Here is a 19,162-nt window from a genome sequence, read left to right on the forward strand (position 1 = left end):
CTCCTTGATCAAGAATGCGCGAATTATGCCTGAATCTCCCAGAAAAACTCCACGCTGGCACTACGACCTTCGTCCGTCCAGCGAGCGTTACGCCCCAATTGGCGCACCAGGCCAACACCGCGCCCCGACAAACGGAGGCCTTCCAGTGGCCGCTGCATGACCCCGGCCACATCGAAACCCTTGCCGCTGTCCTCGACCCGAATCAGCAGACCGCCACCCGCGCCGCGCGGCTGCGGCTGCACCTGCAGATGCACACGAACAAAACCGTCCTGCAGCGCTTCGAGGCGTTCATTGCGCTGCTGGTAATAAAGAGCAAAGCCCGCTGCATCGCGCTTGAGGCTGGAGTCCAGGCCGAGCACGCCATGCTCCAGCGCGTTGGAATACAACTCGGCCAGCACGCTGTACAGCGCGCCACTCTGCGCGCGCAGCCCGTGTACCTCCAGCAGCAGTTGCAACAGATAGGGCAAGGGGTTGAAGCGCTTGAGCGTGGCGCCACGAAATTCGAAACTCACCGACCAGTCCAGCGGGCTCGACTGGCCGCTGTCGGAATACACCGGCGCCAGCGTCTGCGCCGGCGCGGATGCGAGCAGGCTGACCTCGACCATGCTGACGTCGTCACGCGCCTCGCCGCCGAAATCGCGCAGTGCCTGCTCGATGTCCTCGAACAAGCGATCCGCCTGGCGATTGGCGGCAAACACCTGCTGCAAGCGCTCGACGCCGAACAACTGGTCATTGCCATCACCGGTATCGATGACCCCGTCCGACAGCAGGAACACCCGGTCATCGATGGCCATCGGATACACGTCAGTGCGGTCATCGAAGGCCTCGGCGCTGAGAATCCCCAGCGGCAAATGCGCCGACGGCAACGGTACCCGCTCGCCCGTGGCCATGCGGTGCAGATAACCGTCCGGCATGCCGCCATTCCACACCTCCACCGAACGGCTCTGGAAACTCAGACAGAGCAAAGTGGCGCAGCAGAACATGTCCACCGGCAGGATGCGCTTGAGCTTGGCGTTCATCTCACGCAGGGTTTCCGCCAGGCCGTAGCCTTTGGCGGTCATCCCGTAAAACACTTCGGCCAGCGGCATCGCCCCGACGGCGGCCGGCAAGCCGTGGCCAGTGAAGTCACCGAGCATGACGTGCATGTCACCGGCCGGCGTGTACGCCGCCAGCAACAGGTCACCGTTGAACAGCGCGTAGGGCGATTGTAGATAGCGAATGTTCGGCGCATTCAGGCAACCGGAATGCGCGACCTTGTCGAACACTGCTTTGGCGACGCGCTGCTCGTTGAGCAGGTAATCGTGATGCCGGGCGATCAGGTCACGCTGCTGCAAAACCGTTGCCTGCAAACGGCGCAAGCGATCCATCGCCTTGATTTTGGCGGCGAGGATCACCTGGTTGTACGGCTTCGCCAGAAAATCGTCGCCGCCCGCCTCCAGGCAGCGTACCAAGGCTTCGCTTTCGGTCAGCGAGGTGAGGAAGATGATCGGCACCAGCGTCTCGCCCGCCAGCGCCTTGATCTGCCGCGCAGCTTCGAAGCCGTCCATCACCGGCATCAGCGCGTCCATCAGGACCAGGTCGGGATGCTGCAGTTTGAAGGTTTCGACCGCCTCGGCGCCGTTCGCCGCCGTCAGCACCTGGTGGCCCTGACGACGGACGATGGTCGACAGCAACAAGCGATCGGCGGCGCTGTCTTCGGCGATCAGCACGGTCAGCGGCTCTTGCGCCTGCATGGCTGTCAACTGATGTCGAACAGTTTGTCGAAGTTGGAGATCGCGAGGATTTTCTTCACGTCGGAGCTGCTGTTGACCACGCGGATATCCGCCTCGTCGCCGCCGGCGTGATCGCGCAGCAGGAGCAGCATGCCCAGCGCCGAGCTGTCGAGGTAGGTCGCTTCTTTCAGGTCGACGACGATGGACCCGGGTTTCGCATTGAGTTTTTCATACGACTCGCGAAATTCCTGATGGCGACCGAAATCGAACCGCCCCTTGATCGCGATCGTGAGTTTCTGACCATCGGGGGATACTTCTGTAACGACTGACATTGACTGGCTTCCTTGTCATTGACGAACCTGTACAAGGTTTAGCACCTGGTTAGGGATGGGGCAAGGCGCAACGGTTGATCATATGTGGAACAGATGTGGGAGCGAGCCTGCTCGCGAAAGCGGGGTGTCAGTCAACTATGTCGTCAACTGACAGAATGCTTTTCGCGAGCAGGCTCGCTCCCAGAGGGGATTTGGCTGAGGTCTAGAAGGCATCACGCCGCGGCAGGCGCTGGGACAATTCATCGAGCAGCTTCTGTTCGCGCTTGTCTTCCAGACGCTGCGCCTCGTCGCGGTAACGCTGCACCAGTTTGCGCAAACCCTCGACGCGAGCGAACGCCTGTTGCCACTCATTGCGCGCCTTCTCGAGGTTGTTCTGGTGCCAGACCAGACTCTGGCGCTGCTGGTCGACGGCGGTGTCGAGTTGCGCCAGAAAGCCCTGAAACCCGAGCAGCCATTGACCGGACACGCCGGTGCTGCCGCGCACGATCCACTGCTGCGAGTAATCCAGACGAAAGGCATTGAGGTCGGCGAGCTTGCTCTCGGCGACTGTCACCTGCCCCTGGAAATAAGCCATGCGTTGCACGGCGGTTTTCTCGGCCTTCTCGGCCATTTCCACCACCGGTGCCAGGCGTGCGGCGCGGCTGACGGCCATGACCGCTTACCCGCCCGCCGCTGGGGCGAACAAGGTCTCGAGGTAAGCCTGGCTTTCGCCCATGGTGATCTTGTCGTTGAGGCCCTGACGCTGATAGCGAACCAGTTGCGCTTGCAGGGAAATCGCCAGATCGGTCTCGCGATCGCCGCCGGCGACGTAGGCGCCGACGCTGATCAGGTCGCGGCTCTGCTGATAGCGCGACCACAACTGTTTGAAATACTGCGCACGCTGCATGTGTTCCGGCGAGACCACCGCCGGCATCACCCGGCTGATCGACGCTTCGATATCGATGGCCGGATAATGCCCTTCCTCAGCCAGGCGCCGGGACAGCACGATGTGCCCGTCGAGCACGCCTCGCGCCGAGTCGGCAATCGGGTCCTGCTGGTCGTCGCCCTCGGAGAGCACGGTATAGAACGCGGTGATCGAGCCGCCGCCCTTCTCCGCGTTACCGGCACGTTCGACCAGTTTCGGCAGTTTGGCGAACACCGACGGCGGGTAACCCTTGGTCGCTGGCGGCTCGCCGATGGCCAGGGCGATTTCCCGCTGGGCCTGGGCGAAACGAGTCAGCGAGTCCATCAGCAACAGGACATTCTTGCCCTTGTCGCGGAAATACTCGGCGATGCGCGTGCAATACATCGCCGCGCGCAGACGCATCAGCGGCGCATCGTCCGCCGGCGAGGCGACCACTACGGAACGCTTGAGGCCTTCTTCACCGAGGCTGTGCTCGATGAATTCTTTAACTTCGCGACCCCGCTCGCCGATCAGGCCGACGACGATAATGTCGGCTTCGGTGAAGCGCGTCATCATGCCCAGCAACACCGATTTACCCACACCGGTACCGGCGAACAAGCCCAGACGCTGGCCGCGGCCGACCGTCAACAAACCGTTGATGCAGCGAATACCGACGTCCAGTGGCTCGCTGATCGGGTCACGGTTGAGCGGGTTGATCGTCGGGCCATCCATCGGCACCCAGTCTTCGGCTTTCATGCCGCCCTTGCCGTCCAGCGCGCGACCGGCGCCATCGAGCACACGACCGAGCATGCTCATGCCCATCGGCAAACGACCGGTCTCGGCCAGCGGCACCACGCGGGCGCCCGGCGCAATCCCGGCGACGCTGCCGACCGGCATCAGAAAGACTTTGCTGCCGGAAAAGCCCATGACTTCCGCTTCGACCTGCGAGGGGTGATAGCTGTCGTCGTTGATCACCAGGCAGCGAGTGCCCATGGCCGCGCGCAAGCCTTCGGCTTCGAGCGTGAGGCCGACCATGCGCAGCAGACGCCCTTCGAGAATCGGCGCGCCGGCCATTTCGGTGGCCTCGGCGTAGGTGCTCAGGCGCTTGGCGAAGCTGGTGCGTTCAAGGCGCATCGGGGTGGTCCGCAAGCGGCTCTTCAGCAGCAGCCGTCGGCTTGATGTCGTCGGGGATGTCCAGACTCAGGTCGGCCTCGGCCGGATGCAAAGCCTGCTCGTGCAACTGGTCGAACAGCTTGTCCATGACCTGCGCGACGCGGGTCTCGATGCTCGCATCGATGCGGCTGTGCGCGGTTTCAACCCGACAACCGCCCGGCATCAGCGCTTCGTCTTCGACGATGCGCCAGGTTTCTTCGTGGCGCTCACGCAGGCCCTTAGCCTGTTCGAAATCCTGCGGATTGACGTACAGGCGCACGTTGTCGACGCCCAGCGGCAACAGCTTGAGGGCGTCGCGCATGACGTGTTCGATCTGGCTCGAATCGATCGCCAGCTCACGCTTGATCACTTGTTTAGTGATGTGCTGGACGAGGTCGACCAGCGATTTTTCAATCTGCGTGTCCTGCTCGGCGATCGGCTCGAACAGGTGCGCCATCAGTTGCTCGAGGCTGGCGAGTTTCGCCGCCAGCGCCACTTCGGCTTCTTGACGCACCTTCAGCGTGGCGCTGTGAAAACCTTCCTTCTCGCCAATGGCGAAGCCCTCGTTGTAAGCCTCCTGACGGATGCTTTCGAGTTCTTCCAGGGTCAGTGGCTGGACTTCTTCCAGCGGCACTTCTTCCATTTCCGGCGGTTCAGGTTCCGGCTCGGGCTCAGGTTCCGGTTTTGGCGGGTCGAAGCTGGGCAGCGCCCAGGATTCGAAACCACGAACATCGCGGGCGCGGATCAGATCCGTCACAGACTCGTCAGGCTTGTCCATGGGCTTAGATCATTTCCTCGCCGCCCTTGCCACCGAGCACGATCTCGCCGGCCTCGGCCATGCGGCGGGCAATGGTGAGGATTTCCTTCTGCGCGGTTTCGACGTCGCTGACGCGCACCGGGCCTTTGGCTTCGAGGTCGTCGCGCAACAGTTCGGCGGCACGCTTGGACATGTTCTTGAAGATCTTTTCCTTGACGCCTTCGTCCGAACCCTTGAGGGCCAGCACCAGCACATCGGACGACACTTCGCGCAGCAGCGCCTGAATTCCGCGGTCGTCGACGTCCGCCAGGTTGTTGAACACGAACATGAGGTCTTCGATCTGACCGGACAGGTCTTCGTCGACTTCGCGGATCGAGTCCATGAGCTGGCCTTCGATCGAGCTGTCGAGGAAGTTCATGATGTCGGCCGCACGCTTGATGCCACCCAGAGTGGTGCGCGAGGCATTCGAGTTGCCGGAGAACTGCTTCTCGAGAATCTGGTTCAGCTCTTTCAACGCCGCCGGCTGCACGGTGTTCAACGACGAGACGCGCAGGATGATGTCCAGACGCACCTTGTGGTCGAAGTTGCCGAGCACTTCACCGGCCTGATCCGGGTCGAGGTACGCGACCACGATCGCCTGGATCTGCGGGTGTTCGTAACGGATGACGTCGGCGACCGCGCGCGGCTCCATCCATTTCAGGCTGTCCAGGCCACTGGTGTTGCCACCGAGCAGGATGCGGTCGATCAGGCCGTTGGCCTTGTCTTCGCCCAGCGCCTGGGTGAGCATTTTGCGCACGTAATCGTCGGAGCCGACGCCGAGGCTGGTCTGGTCGCCGACGATGTCGACGAACTCGCTCATGACCTGCTCGACCTGCTCGCGATGGACGTTGCCCATCTGCGCCATGGCCACGCCGACCCGCTGCACTTCTTTCGGGCCCATGTGGCGCAGCACCTGCGCAGCATCGGTCGAACCGAGGGACAGCAGCAGAATCGCGGCTTTGTCGACCTTGGTCAGTTTGAGGGTGGCGGCTCGGTTATCACTCATCTGCGTTAATCCACTCTTTCACGACCTGAGCCACGCGCCCCGGGTCTTCAGCTACCAGACTCTTGATTGCATTCAGTTGCGCGTCATAACCCTCGCTCGGGCTCGGCAACAGAATGCTCTGCGGACCACCGAGGCTTACGCGGTCGTTGGCCAGTTCGCCGTCCAGGCCGCCCATGCCACCGAGTTCCACGTCGCTGCCCAGACCGGCCAGCTCCTTGCCTTTGCCACCACCGGTGATGTTGTTGAGCACCGGACGCAGCACACCAAACACCAGCACCAGGATGAACAACACACCCAGCACTTGTTTGACGATGTCCCAGAACCATGGCTGGGAGTAGAACGGAATATCGGCAATCACTTCGCCGCGCTCGGCGGAGAACGGCATGTTGATCACGCTGACGCTGTCGCCACGGCTGGCGTCGAAACCGACGGCGTCCTGCACCAGACGGGTGAAGCGCGCCAATTCGTCGGCGGTCCACGGCGCACGGCTGGTTTCGCCGTTGGCCGCGTTGACCTTGACCTGATCGTCGACCACCACCGACACCGACAGGCGATTGAGACGGCCCTGTTGCTGCTTGGTGTGGCTGATCGAACGGTCGAGCTCGAAGTTCTTGGTGGATTGTTGACGCTTGTCTGCCGGATACGGCGCGAGCATCGGCTGGCCGGTGGCCGGGTCCATGATCTGCTGACCGTTGGCATCGACCAGTGGCTGACCTGGCTGGATCATCCCCGCCGGGGCAGCAGCGCCGCCGGTGGTTTGCGGTGCCGAGGCTGGCGACGGCGGCTGGTTGCTCAGGGCACCCGGAACACCTTGCGGGCCATTGCTGGCGGTGCGTTGTTCGTTGACCGACTGCTCGCTGCGCAACGCCGGTTGATCCGGGTTGAACTGCTCGGCGGTCGACTCGACGGCACTGAAATCGATGTCGGCGGAGACTTCAGCCTTGTAGCGATCGTTGCCCAGTACCGGTTGCAGAATGTTGTGCACGCGCTGGGTGAGCATGCTTTCCATGCGGCGGCTGTAATCGAACTGCTTGCCGGCCATGGTCATTTCGGAGTTTTCCGCCTGATCAGAGAGCAGGTTGCCCTTCTGATCGACGACAGTGATCTGCGATTTGCTCAGCTCGGGAACGGACGTCGCCACCAGATTGATGATCGCTACGACCTGACCCGGCTCCAGCGAACGACCGCTGTACAGTTCGACCAGTACCGAAGCGCTCGGCTTGCGCTCGTCACGCACGAATACCGAACTTTTCGGAATCGCCAGGTGCACGCGGGCGCCCTTGACGTTGTTCAGGCTGGAAATGGTGCGCGCCAGTTCACCTTCGAGGCCGCGACGATAACGGGTCGCTTCCATGAACTGGCTGGTGCCCAGACCCTGTTCCTTGTCGAGGATTTCGAAACCGATATTGCCGTCGCTGGGAGTGACACCAGCGGCTGCGAGTTTCATCCGCGCACGGGACAGGTCGTCGGCCTTGACCAGCAAGGCGCCGGAATTGGGTTCTACGTTGTAAGGGATGTCAGCGGCGGCCAGGGTTTCCATGACCTGCTTGGCGTCCAGGCCGGCGAGACTGCCGTACAGTGGACGGTAATCCGGCTGCTGCGACCACAGCACCACGGCAAAGCCAATCGCCACGCTCGCGGCCAGACCGACCAACAGGCCGACCTGACGCAGCACGGTCATCTGGGAAAGGTTTTCCAGAAAGGACAGGCCGAACAGCGGCGGTTTGCCGTCGATCGGGGTGGCCTTGGCCGGAACGTTATCAGCGACTGCTTCTGCCATGACTCAATCTCGCCCTTATACCGGCATCTGCATGATGTCTTGATACGCCTGAACCAGTTTGTTGCGCACCTGGGTCAGAGCCTGGAACGACACGCTGGCTTTCTGCGACGCGACCATCACGTCGGTCAGATCGACGCCGCTCTTGCCGACCTCGAATGCGTTGGCCAGTTGAGTCGACGCCTGCTGGGTATCGCTGACTTTATTGATCGCTTGACCGAGCATGTCGGAAAAGCTGCTGCCCGCCAGTTCAGGAACAGCGGCGGTCGATTTGCGCGCAGACATGGCATCCACTTTCATGGCCTGCATGTCCATCATCAACCGATTAAATTCAATACCTTGGCTCATGGTCTACTCTCTTGGGCGGCCCGCAATTTTTTGACACTTCACTCGGCGGGTACACAGGTATTAGCAACAAGGGTGCCAGCTAACGGGCACCCCTTTGAGAAAAACATGTTGATTGTTGTGCGGTGATTCAGGTGGCGAACAGATAGCCTTCGACGTCCATGCCGGCATCGCGCATCTGCGCCAGCTTGTAGCGCAGGGTACGCGGGCTGATGCCGAGTTTTTCCGCTGCTTCCTTGCGTCGGCCGCGCTCGGCCCGCAGGGTGTCGATGATCATCTGAAACTCCCGGCGGCGCAGGTCATCGCCCAGCGCACCGGACGAATCCGCTTCGACTTCAAGCTCTCGAATCGCCGGAGCCGCGACGGGCGAAGCAGCCACCGGTAGCGCGCCGGCGAGGCAGAAATCATGCGGCTGAATCAACCCGCCTTGCTGCAGGATCAGCGCCCGCTGAATGGCGTTATCCAGCTCACGCACATTGCCCGGCCACGGGTAGGCCGTCAGGCACGCTTGTGCCTCGGGCGAAAGCTTCGCCGCCGCATGCTTCATTTTATTGACGTGTTTGGCCAGCAACCTTTCCGCCAGCGGCAGGATATCGGCAGTGCGCTCGCGAAGTGGACGCCAGGCCAGGGGGAAAACCGACAGGCGGTAAAACAGATCCTCACGGAAGCGCCCCGCCGCCACTTCGCCCGCCAGATCACGGTTGGTGGTAGCGACCACGCGAATATCCAGGGTGATCGGCTTGCGTGCGCCGACGCGCTCGACTTCACGTTCCTGCAAGACACGCAGCAACTTGGCTTGCAGACCTAGAGGCATTTCCGAAATTTCGTCAAGCAGAATGGTGCCACCGTCAGCCTGCTCGAACTTGCCGGGCTGAGCGGCGATGGCGCCGGTAAACGAACCCTTCTCGTGACCGAACAACGTCGCTTCGAGCATGTTGTCGGGGATCGCTGCGCAGTTGATCGCAATGAACGGCTGATTGGCGCGGTGCGACTGCTGGTGAATGTAGCGCGCCAGCACTTCTTTGCCGGTGCCGGACTCGCCAGAGATCAATACCGTGGAATCGCTGCGCGCCACGCGTGCGGCGAGATCGAGCAATTGCGCGCTGGCCGGCTCGACGGCTATCGGCCCCTCGACTTCGCCGGCATTGATATTGCCCAACGCATGCCGCGCTACCAGATCGAGCAGCGCCCTGGGTTCGAACGGCTTGACCAGATAATCCGCCGCACCCTGACGCATCGCGTCGACGGCACGTTCGACCGCACCGTGGGCAGTCATCAGCAACACCGGCAATTGCGGCTGGCGTGCGCGCAACAGTGCGAGCAGTTGATGGCCGTCCATCCCCGGCATGTTGACGTCACTGACCACCAGGCTGAAGGCTTCGTGCGCCACGGCCGTCAACGCGTCTTCGGCGCAACCGACCGCACGGTAATCGTGCCCGGCCAGCAACAGCGTATCGGCCAGCGCTTCGCGCAACGAACGGTCATCTTCGACCAGCAACACCTTGATGCCCATGGCAGTCACTCAACTCCTTGTGCAGCAGTAAACAATGGCAGGATCACCTGCGCGCAGGTGCCGCGGCCGACCCGCGAGCGCAGCCGCAATTCTCCTTGATGCGCCCGCGCCACCGCCTTGACGACGGTCAGGCCGAGGCCGGTGCCGGTGACTTTAGTGGTGAAAAACGGTTCGCCAAGGCGCGCCAGTACGGCCGGCTCGATGCCGCTGCCGCTGTCGCTGATGCACAGGCGCAAGGCGTTGTCGCGGGTGTAGCAATGGACTTTCAAACGGACTGCGCCAGCACTGGCCTGAATCGCGTTTTCGATCAGATTCAACAGCGCCCCGACCAGCGTGTCGCGATTGCACAGCAGTTCGCCGGCATGGCTGTCGCATTGCCAGCGGATCGGCAAGTCCTGTACATGGGTCAGCGCCGCGGCCTGCAGTGCCTGCATCAACGCGTTGGGGGTGAGGCGATCGGTCAGCGGTAACTCGCCGCGCGCGAACACCAGCATGTCACGCACTTGGTGCTCCAGCTCATGCAGGCGCTCTTTCAGACGTCCAGCGAAACGCTGCTGCGTGGCGACCGGCAGCTCCTGCTCAGTCAAATGACTGGCATACAGCAGCGCGGCGGACAGCGGCGTACGGATTTGATGGGCCAGCGAAGCGACCATGCGTCCGAGTGATGACAGGCGCTCGTGGCGTGCCAGTTGATCCTGTAAATGACGGGTTTGCGTCAAATCGTTGAGCAGGACCAATTGCCCCGGCTCGGCATCCAGCGAACGAGTAGCAATCGACAAGCGTCGACCGTTTTTCAGCGAGATTTCGTGGCCGTCATCTTCACGCGGGGCGAAGCAGCGGGCAATCACCTGGCGCCACAACTCGCCTTCCAGCGGCAAGCCGAGCAATTCGATAGCAGCCGGATTGGCTTCGCAGACAATGCCGTGGCCGTCGATGACGATGACGCCACCGGGCAACAGATCGAGAAGGTTTTGCAGACGGTTGGCCAAGCGCTCCTTTTCCGCCAGCTCCTGCATGCGCTGGGCGCTGACCACGGCCAGCTCGCCCTTGAGTTCGGTCACCCGCGCTTCGAGCATGCTGTAGGAGTCGGTCAACTGGCTGGACATCTGGTTGAACAGCTCGAACGCCTGCTCAAGTCCCTGACGGCTTGCCTGCTCTACGGACGAGGGTTGCCCCACGATATTTGAGGCAGAAGAGATCTGGGCGGCTTGGGGCATTGTGCTCTCTCGCTTGGCTGACCGTCAGTGAAACGGAACGTTGCGAGGGCTGTAGCAATACCCGTGCCTAAAAAAAAGCGCTTATAGATGAAGCACTTGGAAAACAGGCGTCAATCATCCGCCTGTTCGTCTCCTCCCGCCCGGCTCATGCCGTACTTGCGCATCTTCTCGACCAGAGTGGTACGACGGATACGCAGGCGTTCCGCCGCCCGCGCCACGATGCCGTTGGCATCGTCCAGCGCCTGCTGGATCAGACCCTGCTCCAGACCACCGAGGTAGTCCTTGAGGTCCAGGCCTTCGGGCGGCAGCAATGCGTTGGCGCTGAAATCCGGCGTGTGACCGTTGATAGCCACGCGTTCTTCCAGATCGCTGCGCAGGCTGTCGACCATCTGCTCGTCTTCGTCGTCGACGTAGCGGAATTTCTTCGGCAACTCGACCACGCCGATCACCCCGTACGGGTGCATGATCGCCATGCGCTCGACGAGGTTGGCCAGTTCGCGAACGTTGCCCGGCCAGCCGTGACGACACAGCGACATGATCGCCGCCGAGTTGAAACGGATCGAACCGCGCTTTTCATGCTCCATGCGCGAGATCAGTTCGTTCATCAGCAACGGGATGTCTTCGACGCGCTCACGCAGCGGCGCCATCTCGATCGGGAACACGTTCAGGCGGTAGTAAAGGTCTTCGCGGAACGAGCCGATCTCGATCATGGTTTCGAGATTCTTGTGCGTCGCCGCAATGATGCGCACGTCGACACTTTGGGTCTTGTTGCTGCCCACGCGCTCGAAGGTGCGTTCCTGCAGCACACGCAGCAGTTTGACCTGCATCGGCAGCGGCATGTCGCCGATTTCGTCGAGGAACAGCGTACCGCCATTGGCCAGTTCGAAACGCCCGGCACGGCTGGTGATCGCCCCGGTGAAGGCGCCCTTTTCGTGGCCGAACAGTTCGCTTTCCAGCAGCTCTGCCGGGATCGCGCCGCAATTGACTGGCACAAACGGCGCGTCACGGCGCTTGGAATGGTAATGCAGGTTGCGCGCGACCACTTCCTTGCCGGTGCCGGATTCGCCAAGAATCAGCACGCTGGCGTCGGTGTCGGCGACCTGCTGCATCATCTGACGCACATGCTGAATCGCCCGGCTGGTGCCGACGAGGCTGCGGAACAGATTGGGTTCACGATGACGACCGCGCTCGCGGGCCTGGTCATACATCTCGCGATAGACCTGGGCACGGTGCAGCGAATCGAGCAATTTGCTGTAGCTGGGCGGCATTTCGAGGGTGGAAAGCACCCGGCGTCGCTGGTCTTCAGGCAAGTCAACGGAAGAATTATCGCCCATCAACAAAACCGGAAGGAACTCATCCCAGGTTGAGAGTGTCTTTAACAAGCCCAAAAGCGCACCAGGAGCATTAACGGTCCCGATCAGTACGCAAATGACCTCACGACTAGACGACAAAGAGCCGACTGCCTGCTGCCAGTCATGGCTGCCGCAGGGTAAATTTTCTTCGCCAAGAAAATTCAGAATCACCGCCAGGTCGCGGCGGCGGACGCTATCGTCATCGATCAGCAGAATTTTGGTTTCACGCCACATGCAATAGCAACTTCCCTAGTCAACTCAATGCCCGAAAAATGGGGCAAGCGAGACGCTTGCAGGACACCATGTGCCTGTAGACGCCCTAAATCTGATAATAGCCACTAGTTAAGTCAAAAAACCGTGCACAGTCAAATTTATGGCGCACATGTCTGGATTAACTGACGGTTAATTAACCAAACAGATGGTAAACCTTTGCCGCTTTTTGCGCTTGGGTGATCTGCGACATCTCATTGGCTATTGCCTGCCGCTCCCCCATGGCCACCTCAAGAAGCTCCTTGTAGACATGCAGCAGCTCCTCAAGGTTGTCGCGCAACGCAACTTCATCCGTGGCTGCCTCCGCCATGACATCTTCCATGCAGGACCGGCAAGCCAGATCCAGCTCGCCGATGGCTTCCCAGTTTCGCTCGGCCAACGCACCGACCAGCGCTTCACGGGTATCGGCAATTCGCTGCAATACAAGACTCATGACGCTCTCCTTCAGAACTGCGGAGCAGGCACAGGCGCGATGGCGTCCCAGCCTTCTTTAACCGTGGTCAACAGGCCGGCCACCTCGTCGAGGATCCTGGGATCGCTCTTGACGTTGGCTTCAGCCAGTCGCTTCATCATGTAGATGTACAGCTGGTTGAGCTCGCCTACCGAATCGGCACTGTTTTCCAGATCAAGCCCCTCGCACAAGCCGCCAATGATGCCGACGGCCTTGCTGATCGCCGTGCACTTGGCTGCAACGTCCTTGCGCTCAATGGCGCCTTTGGCCTGAGCAATACGCTCCAGACCACCTTCCATCAACATTTGGACCAGACGATGTGGGCTTGCTTCAGACGTTTGTGCATGCGCGCCGACTTTCTGGTACTGCCGAAGGGCTAACATTGGGTTCATGTTCTACCTCATTGCAACAATGACTCGTATAAGCAGTGTATCGCCAACGAACCGCAGAACTTTAGATCAAAAGACAAAAACCCGGCACACGCCGATAAAGCGTAGCCGGGTTTTTGTCGTGTCGGCCCGTTACTTCGCGGATTGCTGAGCGTTCAGCGTGCTGAAGAACGAGGTAATGTTGCTGGCAGTCGCCTTCATCTGGCCGACCAGCAAGTCCATGGCGTTGTACTTGGCCGTCAACGTCTTGGTCAGGTTGGCGACTCGCAGGTCCAGCGCCAATTGCTGATTGGTCAGGCTACGCGTGTTCTTGGTCAGAATGGCCATGCGCTGGTCAAGCAGTCCGGAGCCCAGCTTGTCATCCGCCGGAGGCTTGAGGTACGGATCCACCGCCTTGCTCATACGCGCCAGCAGACCATTGGTGTCGTCGGTGCCTGTGAACAATTGCTGCACCTGGCCGGTCATGCCTGGCTGAGCCATGGTTTTGCTGAAGGCGTTGCTATCGAATGTCAGATTACCGGTGTTGCGGTCGGTCATGACGCCCAATTGCGACAGCACCGCCAAAGGACCACCAGCGCCTGGCGCGGTCAGTTCCGCTCGCACATTGGCAAGCAGTGCACGCGGCATGGCGTCGCCAGTGAACGCCGCCTGCACGGTCAGCTTGCCATCTTCGTCCGGCGTGGCCTTGGACAGGGTGTCGATGGTGTTCTTGAGCGTGTTGAATGCGTCGACAAATGCTTGAATCGATGTCTGCAGGCCCTTGGTGTTGGCGTCTACACCGACAATGGTCGGCGTCGGAACATCACCCGTAAGAGGACTGACAGTAGTCAGATTCAAGGTCAGACCGCTGATCGCACCGGTCACTGTATTGCTTTTGCTGCTGACCTGAAGCCCGTCGATGGTCAGCTTGGCGTTTTGCGCAACACCGTTGACGGCTCCCGAAGCACCTGCCGCCGGATTTGTGCCCATTGGTTTGGTGCCGTCGATTTCAAGACCGGCAATGCCGCTGACGGTAAGGTCGGAACCTTCGCCCGTCTTGCTCGAACTGATAACCAGGCGCGAAGCACCCGTGCTGTCGGTCACGATGTTGGCGGAAATACCATTGGCGCCCTGGGCCTTGTTGATCGCATCACGCGTAGTCTGCAAGGTGGAGTTCGCCGGGATATCGACGTTGTAATCAGTGCCATTCTGACTGATTTTCAGGGTACCACTCGGAATGGCACTGGCGGCACCGCCGGCGAATGAAGCGCTGGCGACTTTTGAACCCGTAGCCAACTGACTGACAACAACGCTGTAGCTGCCCGAAACAGCAGTGCTGTCGGAGGTCGCGGTCAGGGTCGTATTGTTCGCCGAAGCGGTAAAACCGGCGAAGGCCGGATTGGTTTTGCTGCCCAGATTGCTCATCGCCGTCTGGAACGCGGTCAGTGCGCTTTTCAACGACCCGATACCGGAAATCTTCAGCGTGTTGGCTTTGGTCGCGGTGTCGATCTGCGTCTGCTTCGGCGCCTTGTCGGCATTGACCAGGGCAGTGACGATCGCACCGATGTCCAGGCCGGAACCCAGTCCGGAACCCGGTAGAATTGGACTTGCCATGTGCATCTCCCTTCAGATTGTTGCCATTCTTTTGACCGTTACAGGCGTCCTGAGAACGAACAAACACTATTCATGCCAGCTATCAGACTTTGGCGTCGAACAGCACGTGGCTTGCATTGGCGAGGCTGTCGGCCAGCTTGAGGGCTTCTGCGGAGGGAATCTGTCGCACGATCTCACCCGTCTCGCTTGCAATCACCTTGACGATGACCTTGCCGGAATGCTCATCGATAGAGAATTCCAGATTGCGTTTGATCGATTGAACGAACTTCTCGATCTCCTGCACTGCCAATTTCAACTTGGTGTCGTCCGAATCCCGACTCTTGGCAGCGACCGGCGCTTGCGCCTTGGCCACCTCGGGCGTTTCCGATGGTTTTTCAACAACCGGCGTGACTGGCTTGGGAGCCGGATAAGACAGGTTAAGCTTGACGCTCATGTCCATGCTCATCACCTCCTAACGTAAAAAAGCGAGAGAGCACGACCAGCGCACTCCCCCGCTTGAACTCATTCCGAATTACTGAAGCAGCTTCAGTACAGCGGAAGGCAGTTGGTTGGCTTGAGCCAGAACCGAAGTGGAAGCTTGCTGCAGAGTTTGCTGCTTGGTCAGGTTAGCAGTTTCAGCGGCGAAGTCGGTGTCTTGTACACGACCCTGGGCAGCGGTGGTGTTCTCAACGATGTTCTGCAGGTTGGAGATGGTGCTGGTCAGACGGTTTTGCGAAGCACCCAGGCTGGCACGGGTATCACCGATCGCAGCGATAGCAGCGTCGATTGCAGTGATAGCAGCGTCAATGTTGGTGCCAGCAGTAGCAGCGTCAGTACCGGTCAGAGCCAGGGTAGCTTTGTCTACGGACAGGCTGACGGCGTCGAACTTGGAGCTCAGTACCAGGTCGATGTGGTTGGCAGTACCGGTGTTTGCGCCAACTTGCAGAGTCACAGTACCAGCCGAACCGTCCAGCAGGTTTTTGCCGTTCAGGTTGGTCGAAGCTGCGATACGGCTGATTTCGTCGGACATGTCGGCGAATTCAAGGTTGGTTGCTTTCTGGTCAGCAGTGCCGTTGGTGCCGGTACGTGCTTTAACAGCCAGTTCACGCATACGCTGCAAGATGTCGGTGGTAGCTTGCAGAGCGCCTTCAGCGGTCTGAGCAACGGAGATACCGTCGTTGGCGTTCTGGATAGCCTGGTTGCCACCGCGGATCTGCGATTGCATACGAGTGGAGATCTGCAGGCCGGCAGCGTCGTCTTTAGCGCTGTTGATTTTCAGGCCGGAAGACAGGCGTTGCATCGAAGTCGACAGAGCGTCGGAAGCGCGGTTCAGGTTTTTCTGAACGTTCAACGATGTGGTGTTGGTGTTTACTGTTAAAGCCATGACGAATTCCTCGTTGGTTGGGTACTGCGGCTTCCGGCCCTGGCAACCGCCGGGTATGGCCTAGAGAACCTTCGTAATAGTTATCGTCGGGATTGCAGGTTGCTTGAGGGCTTTTTGAAAAAAATTTGCCATCACCACGCCACCCCCGAGAAAACAAAGACTTAGCCGTCGTCCCACCGCGAAAAACTGACGCCATAAAACCGCCTGCCGCGCAAAGCGGCGGGCCAGCGCCATCGGCCTGTTCAGGCCGCAGCACTTTCCAGCAGTTCGACCAGTTCGTACTCCATATAATCGGCCAGGGCCAGCCAGTCCTGACGCTCCTGACATTCGAACATCTGCGTCAACACTTGCGCCCACTGTTGCTGTGTATCTACAGAGGCAGACGCCAGGCACCGCTGAGCGTTTTCGAAGACATCGACCATGCTCAGCGCGGCCTCGACATCACGGCCCAAGCGAAACAGCGCTGCAGTGTCGCGGCACTGTTTCATGCAGTGGCTCAGGGCATGCATTGCACGAACTCCTGATTGAAAGCGGTTCCGGCGATCAGCGCACCGGATCGACTGCTGTTGAGGAACTCGACCTGTGGATGCGCAGCAATGTAGCGCTCCAGCACACACAGATATCCGCGAAAGTTCAGCTGCGTACTGACCCGCTGCCCGTGGCCGTCGCGCACCCAATGCCGCGCCTGATTCACCGGCGGCCCTAGATCGCCGTCATCCCAGCCGGCGTGAGTCTTGTTCATCGGGAAAGCGAAGTCAGCGCCAAACAGGGTGATCGTCGCAGCGCCCATCTTCACCGCCAGATCCACCGCCGGATGAATCACGCTGCCGCCGACGTGCAACTGACCGCGCGGATATTGCTCACGCAAGTCCGCATAGATCGGGCTCGCGGAGTAGCCGCCGTAGCGTTTGCCCTTCCATGCCTGCAATACCGTCGGATCGCTCATCGGCAAATACACCAGCGGGATGCCATCGGATTGCTCGAAAGGCAGATGGCGGAAGCCGATGCGCTGATCGATGCTCACCACCAGATCAGGCGCGATCCCGTGTTCGCGCAGCGGGCGATAAGCGGTATCGACACAAATGAACAGAGGCCGCTCGGCACGTTGGCGGATCGCCGCCAGACTTGCGAAGTGCTGCTCCAGACTCGGCCCGGTGGCAATCACATAGATTTCCCGCCCGGCGCAGGCGCCGAACAGTTGCGCCACATCAGCATCACCGAGCAACACCGGCAAGCACTCCTGCAAGCGCTGCTGAATCTGCGCTGACTGCGGATCGAACTCACGGTTGTTGAACGTCAGGTGAATTTCATTGACCAGCCGATCGCGAATCTTCGCATTGCTGTCATCGGCCAGCAGCAACTCGGCAGGCAGGGCGAAAAACGGCGTGAAGAAGTCAGCATGCCCATCGGCGTAAAACAACTCGACGCGCGGATCGTCCAGCCATTGGCGCTGATCGAGTAGTTGCAGCACCAGTGCGAACAGTGCGCCATTGAGGATATGCACGTACAAGCGCTCAAGATCGGCACGCTCGAGCAGCACACCGGGCAAATCGCCCAACCCGGTGCCATAGACATGCAGTTGCGGCTTTTCCGGCAGGCTCGCCGCTTGTACCCCCGCCTCATGCAGGCGGTCATGGCGACTGGTCAGTTGCACGCCATTGACGCTCAGCGTCGAGCCGAGCCCGTGTACCAGTTCAGCGGCAACGCCTGCGCTGTCCTCGGCCTGCAAGCGCGCGAACAGCGCCGGCCAGCGCCGCTGCAAGACCTGGGCATTGGCTTGGAAAAACTCGCTCATGGCGCCTCGCGCTCCGTATCAGGCAAAAAAATAGCGTTCAAGGTTAACCTTGAACGCTATTTTTGTATCCGCTGTTTTTGTGTCGATCAGGGACGATAGATGATCGCCGAACCCCACGACAGACCGACACCGAAGCCGCTCAGCGCGACCCGCTGCCATTGCGAATCGAGCGCGTGTTTTTCCAGCAGCAACGGGATGCTCGAGGAAACAGTGTTGCCGGTCTCGACCATGTCCTTGATGAACTTCTCCGGCTCGCCTTCGAAACGGCGCGCCACGGCATCGACGATCGCCGCGCTGCCCTGGTGAATGCAAAACGCATCGATGTCATCGGACTTGAGGCCGGAATCATCGAGCAGTTCGTGCAGATGCGCCGGGACCTTGAGCAGGGCAAAGTTGAACACCTGTCGGCCGTTCATGAAGAACACGCCGTCGGTGACCTTCAAGTGCGGTGCGCCGGAACCGTCCGTGCCGAACTTGGCCTTGCCCAGCGCCCAAGTCGGGTCTTCGCCCATCCACGTTGCGGTGGCCGCATCGCCGAACAGCATCGTGGTGTTGCGATCTTCCGGGTCGACGATTTTCGAATACGGGTCGGCGGTGATCAGCAGGCCGTTTTTCAGGCCGGCGGCTTCCATGAAGCCCTTGATCGCGTAGATGCCGTAGACATAACCCGAGCAACCCAGGGAAATATCGAACGCGGCTACGTTGGTTGGCAGGCCCAGTTTGTCCTGCACGATCGCCGCGGTGTGCGGCAGGCCTTCTTCGTCGCCGTTCTGGGTGACGACGATCAGCGCGTCGATCGATTCGCGCTTCAGTTCCGGGTTGCTGGCAAACAGCGCATTGGCCGCTTCCACGCACAGGTCGGAGGTTTCCTGTTCAGCATCTTTGCGCGGCAGGAACGCCGAGCCGATCTTGCCAAGGATGAATTCTTCATCCTTCTCGAATTTTGCACCTTGTGCGTAATTGTCCACGCCGGCTACAGGAACGTAGCTCGCAATGCTTTTTATGCCAATCATTACGGCTTCCCAATAAAAAACAGCCCAAGACCACCGCTCGCAAGGATTTCGAGGGGCGCCGACAAACAGCAAATGGCCGCCACAACGGGCAGCCACGGGGAGCGCTAAGGGCTATCACTGGAACCGCAATACGGGCCAGGCGCCATCTCCCCGATCAATACAATACAGTGAAGATGCGCGTTATGACTCGCAGGTCACGCTAT

Annotated in this window: 19 protein-coding genes; all 19 read right to left on the minus strand. The window is 60.3% G+C overall.

All coding sequences use genetic code 11. The features are described 5' to 3' along the window. Positions 1–23: 23 nt before the first annotated feature. Entirely contained in the window at positions 24–1,733 is a 1,710-nt protein-coding gene (locus tag ACGSLL_RS25765) for an ATP-binding SpoIIE family protein phosphatase (protein WP_394508394.1), read from the minus strand. A gap of 5 nt (positions 1,734–1,738) precedes the next feature. Beyond that, the gene (locus ACGSLL_RS25770; RefSeq protein ID WP_394508395.1) at positions 1,739–2,044 is read right to left on the minus strand and encodes an STAS domain-containing protein; all 306 of its coding nucleotides are present in this window, start codon (positions 2,042–2,044) and stop codon (positions 1,739–1,741) included. Positions 2,045–2,246: 202 nt separating this feature from the next. Continuing rightward, on the minus strand, positions 2,247–2,696 hold the full coding sequence (gene fliJ, locus ACGSLL_RS25775; RefSeq protein ID WP_208938237.1) for a flagellar export protein FliJ: 450 nt from the start codon (positions 2,694–2,696) through the stop codon (positions 2,247–2,249). A gap of 6 nt (positions 2,697–2,702) precedes the next feature. Then, complete coding sequence (fliI, locus tag ACGSLL_RS25780) at positions 2,703–4,061, minus strand: flagellar protein export ATPase FliI (RefSeq protein WP_394508396.1); 1,359 nt, start codon at positions 4,059–4,061, stop codon at positions 2,703–2,705. After that, positions 4,051–4,857: a flagellar assembly protein FliH gene (gene fliH / locus ACGSLL_RS25785; protein ID WP_394508397.1), complete on the minus strand. Its 807-nt coding sequence runs from the start codon at positions 4,855–4,857 to the stop codon at positions 4,051–4,053. The genes fliI and fliH overlap by 11 nt, the downstream gene beginning before the upstream one ends. 4 nt (positions 4,858–4,861) lie before the next feature. Further along, the gene (gene fliG, locus ACGSLL_RS25790; protein WP_016984305.1) at positions 4,862–5,881 is read right to left on the minus strand and encodes a flagellar motor switch protein FliG; all 1,020 of its coding nucleotides are present in this window, start codon (positions 5,879–5,881) and stop codon (positions 4,862–4,864) included. Beyond that, the gene (fliF, locus tag ACGSLL_RS25795) at positions 5,874–7,661 is read right to left on the minus strand and encodes a flagellar basal-body MS-ring/collar protein FliF (RefSeq protein ID WP_090282355.1); all 1,788 of its coding nucleotides are present in this window, start codon (positions 7,659–7,661) and stop codon (positions 5,874–5,876) included. The genes fliG and fliF overlap by 8 nt, the downstream gene beginning before the upstream one ends. A 15-nt stretch (positions 7,662–7,676) precedes the next feature. Beyond that, positions 7,677–8,006, minus strand: a complete 330-nt coding sequence (gene fliE / locus ACGSLL_RS25800) for a flagellar hook-basal body complex protein FliE (RefSeq protein ID WP_090282354.1) — start codon at positions 8,004–8,006, stop codon at positions 7,677–7,679. 127 nt (positions 8,007–8,133) lie between these two features. After that, a complete protein-coding gene (locus ACGSLL_RS25805) occupies positions 8,134–9,516 on the minus strand; it encodes a sigma-54-dependent transcriptional regulator (RefSeq protein ID WP_394508446.1) in 1,383 nt (460 codons plus the stop codon). Between the two features lie 5 nt (positions 9,517–9,521). Beyond that, positions 9,522–10,733: a sensor histidine kinase gene (locus ACGSLL_RS25810; protein WP_394508398.1), complete on the minus strand. Its 1,212-nt coding sequence runs from the start codon at positions 10,731–10,733 to the stop codon at positions 9,522–9,524. Between the two features lie 110 nt (positions 10,734–10,843). Then, the gene (locus tag ACGSLL_RS25815; protein ID WP_090282351.1) at positions 10,844–12,319 is read right to left on the minus strand and encodes a sigma-54 dependent transcriptional regulator; all 1,476 of its coding nucleotides are present in this window, start codon (positions 12,317–12,319) and stop codon (positions 10,844–10,846) included. Between the two features lie 172 nt (positions 12,320–12,491). After that, positions 12,492–12,788 (minus strand): flagellar protein FliT, encoded by a 297-nt coding sequence (gene fliT / locus ACGSLL_RS25820; protein WP_394508399.1) that lies wholly within the window; start codon positions 12,786–12,788, stop codon positions 12,492–12,494. A gap of 11 nt (positions 12,789–12,799) precedes the next feature. Next, positions 12,800–13,198 (minus strand): flagellar export chaperone FliS, encoded by a 399-nt coding sequence (gene fliS, locus ACGSLL_RS25825; protein ID WP_394508400.1) that lies wholly within the window; start codon positions 13,196–13,198, stop codon positions 12,800–12,802. A 129-nt stretch (positions 13,199–13,327) separates the two neighbouring features. Beyond that, positions 13,328–14,788: a flagellar filament capping protein FliD gene (gene fliD / locus ACGSLL_RS25830; RefSeq protein ID WP_394508401.1), complete on the minus strand. Its 1,461-nt coding sequence runs from the start codon at positions 14,786–14,788 to the stop codon at positions 13,328–13,330. Between the two features lie 82 nt (positions 14,789–14,870). After that, the gene (locus ACGSLL_RS25835) at positions 14,871–15,227 is read right to left on the minus strand and encodes a flagellar protein FlaG (protein ID WP_394508402.1); all 357 of its coding nucleotides are present in this window, start codon (positions 15,225–15,227) and stop codon (positions 14,871–14,873) included. A gap of 72 nt (positions 15,228–15,299) precedes the next feature. Continuing rightward, on the minus strand, positions 15,300–16,151 hold the full coding sequence (locus tag ACGSLL_RS25840) for a flagellin domain-containing protein (protein ID WP_071171432.1): 852 nt from the start codon (positions 16,149–16,151) through the stop codon (positions 15,300–15,302). Between the two features lie 242 nt (positions 16,152–16,393). Further along, entirely contained in the window at positions 16,394–16,660 is a 267-nt protein-coding gene (locus tag ACGSLL_RS25845) for a hypothetical protein (RefSeq protein WP_394508403.1), read from the minus strand. Continuing rightward, the gene (locus tag ACGSLL_RS25850; RefSeq protein WP_394508404.1) at positions 16,648–17,946 is read right to left on the minus strand and encodes a motility associated factor glycosyltransferase family protein; all 1,299 of its coding nucleotides are present in this window, start codon (positions 17,944–17,946) and stop codon (positions 16,648–16,650) included. The genes ACGSLL_RS25845 and ACGSLL_RS25850 overlap by 13 nt, the downstream gene beginning before the upstream one ends. A gap of 86 nt (positions 17,947–18,032) precedes the next feature. Next, a complete protein-coding gene (locus ACGSLL_RS25855; RefSeq protein ID WP_093103492.1) occupies positions 18,033–18,959 on the minus strand; it encodes a ketoacyl-ACP synthase III in 927 nt (308 codons plus the stop codon). Positions 18,960–19,162 lie beyond the last annotated feature (203 nt).

The sequence above is a fragment of the Pseudomonas retamae genome (assembly GCF_043496865.1).
Classification (GTDB): domain Bacteria; phylum Pseudomonadota; class Gammaproteobacteria; order Pseudomonadales; family Pseudomonadaceae; genus Aquipseudomonas; species Aquipseudomonas retamae.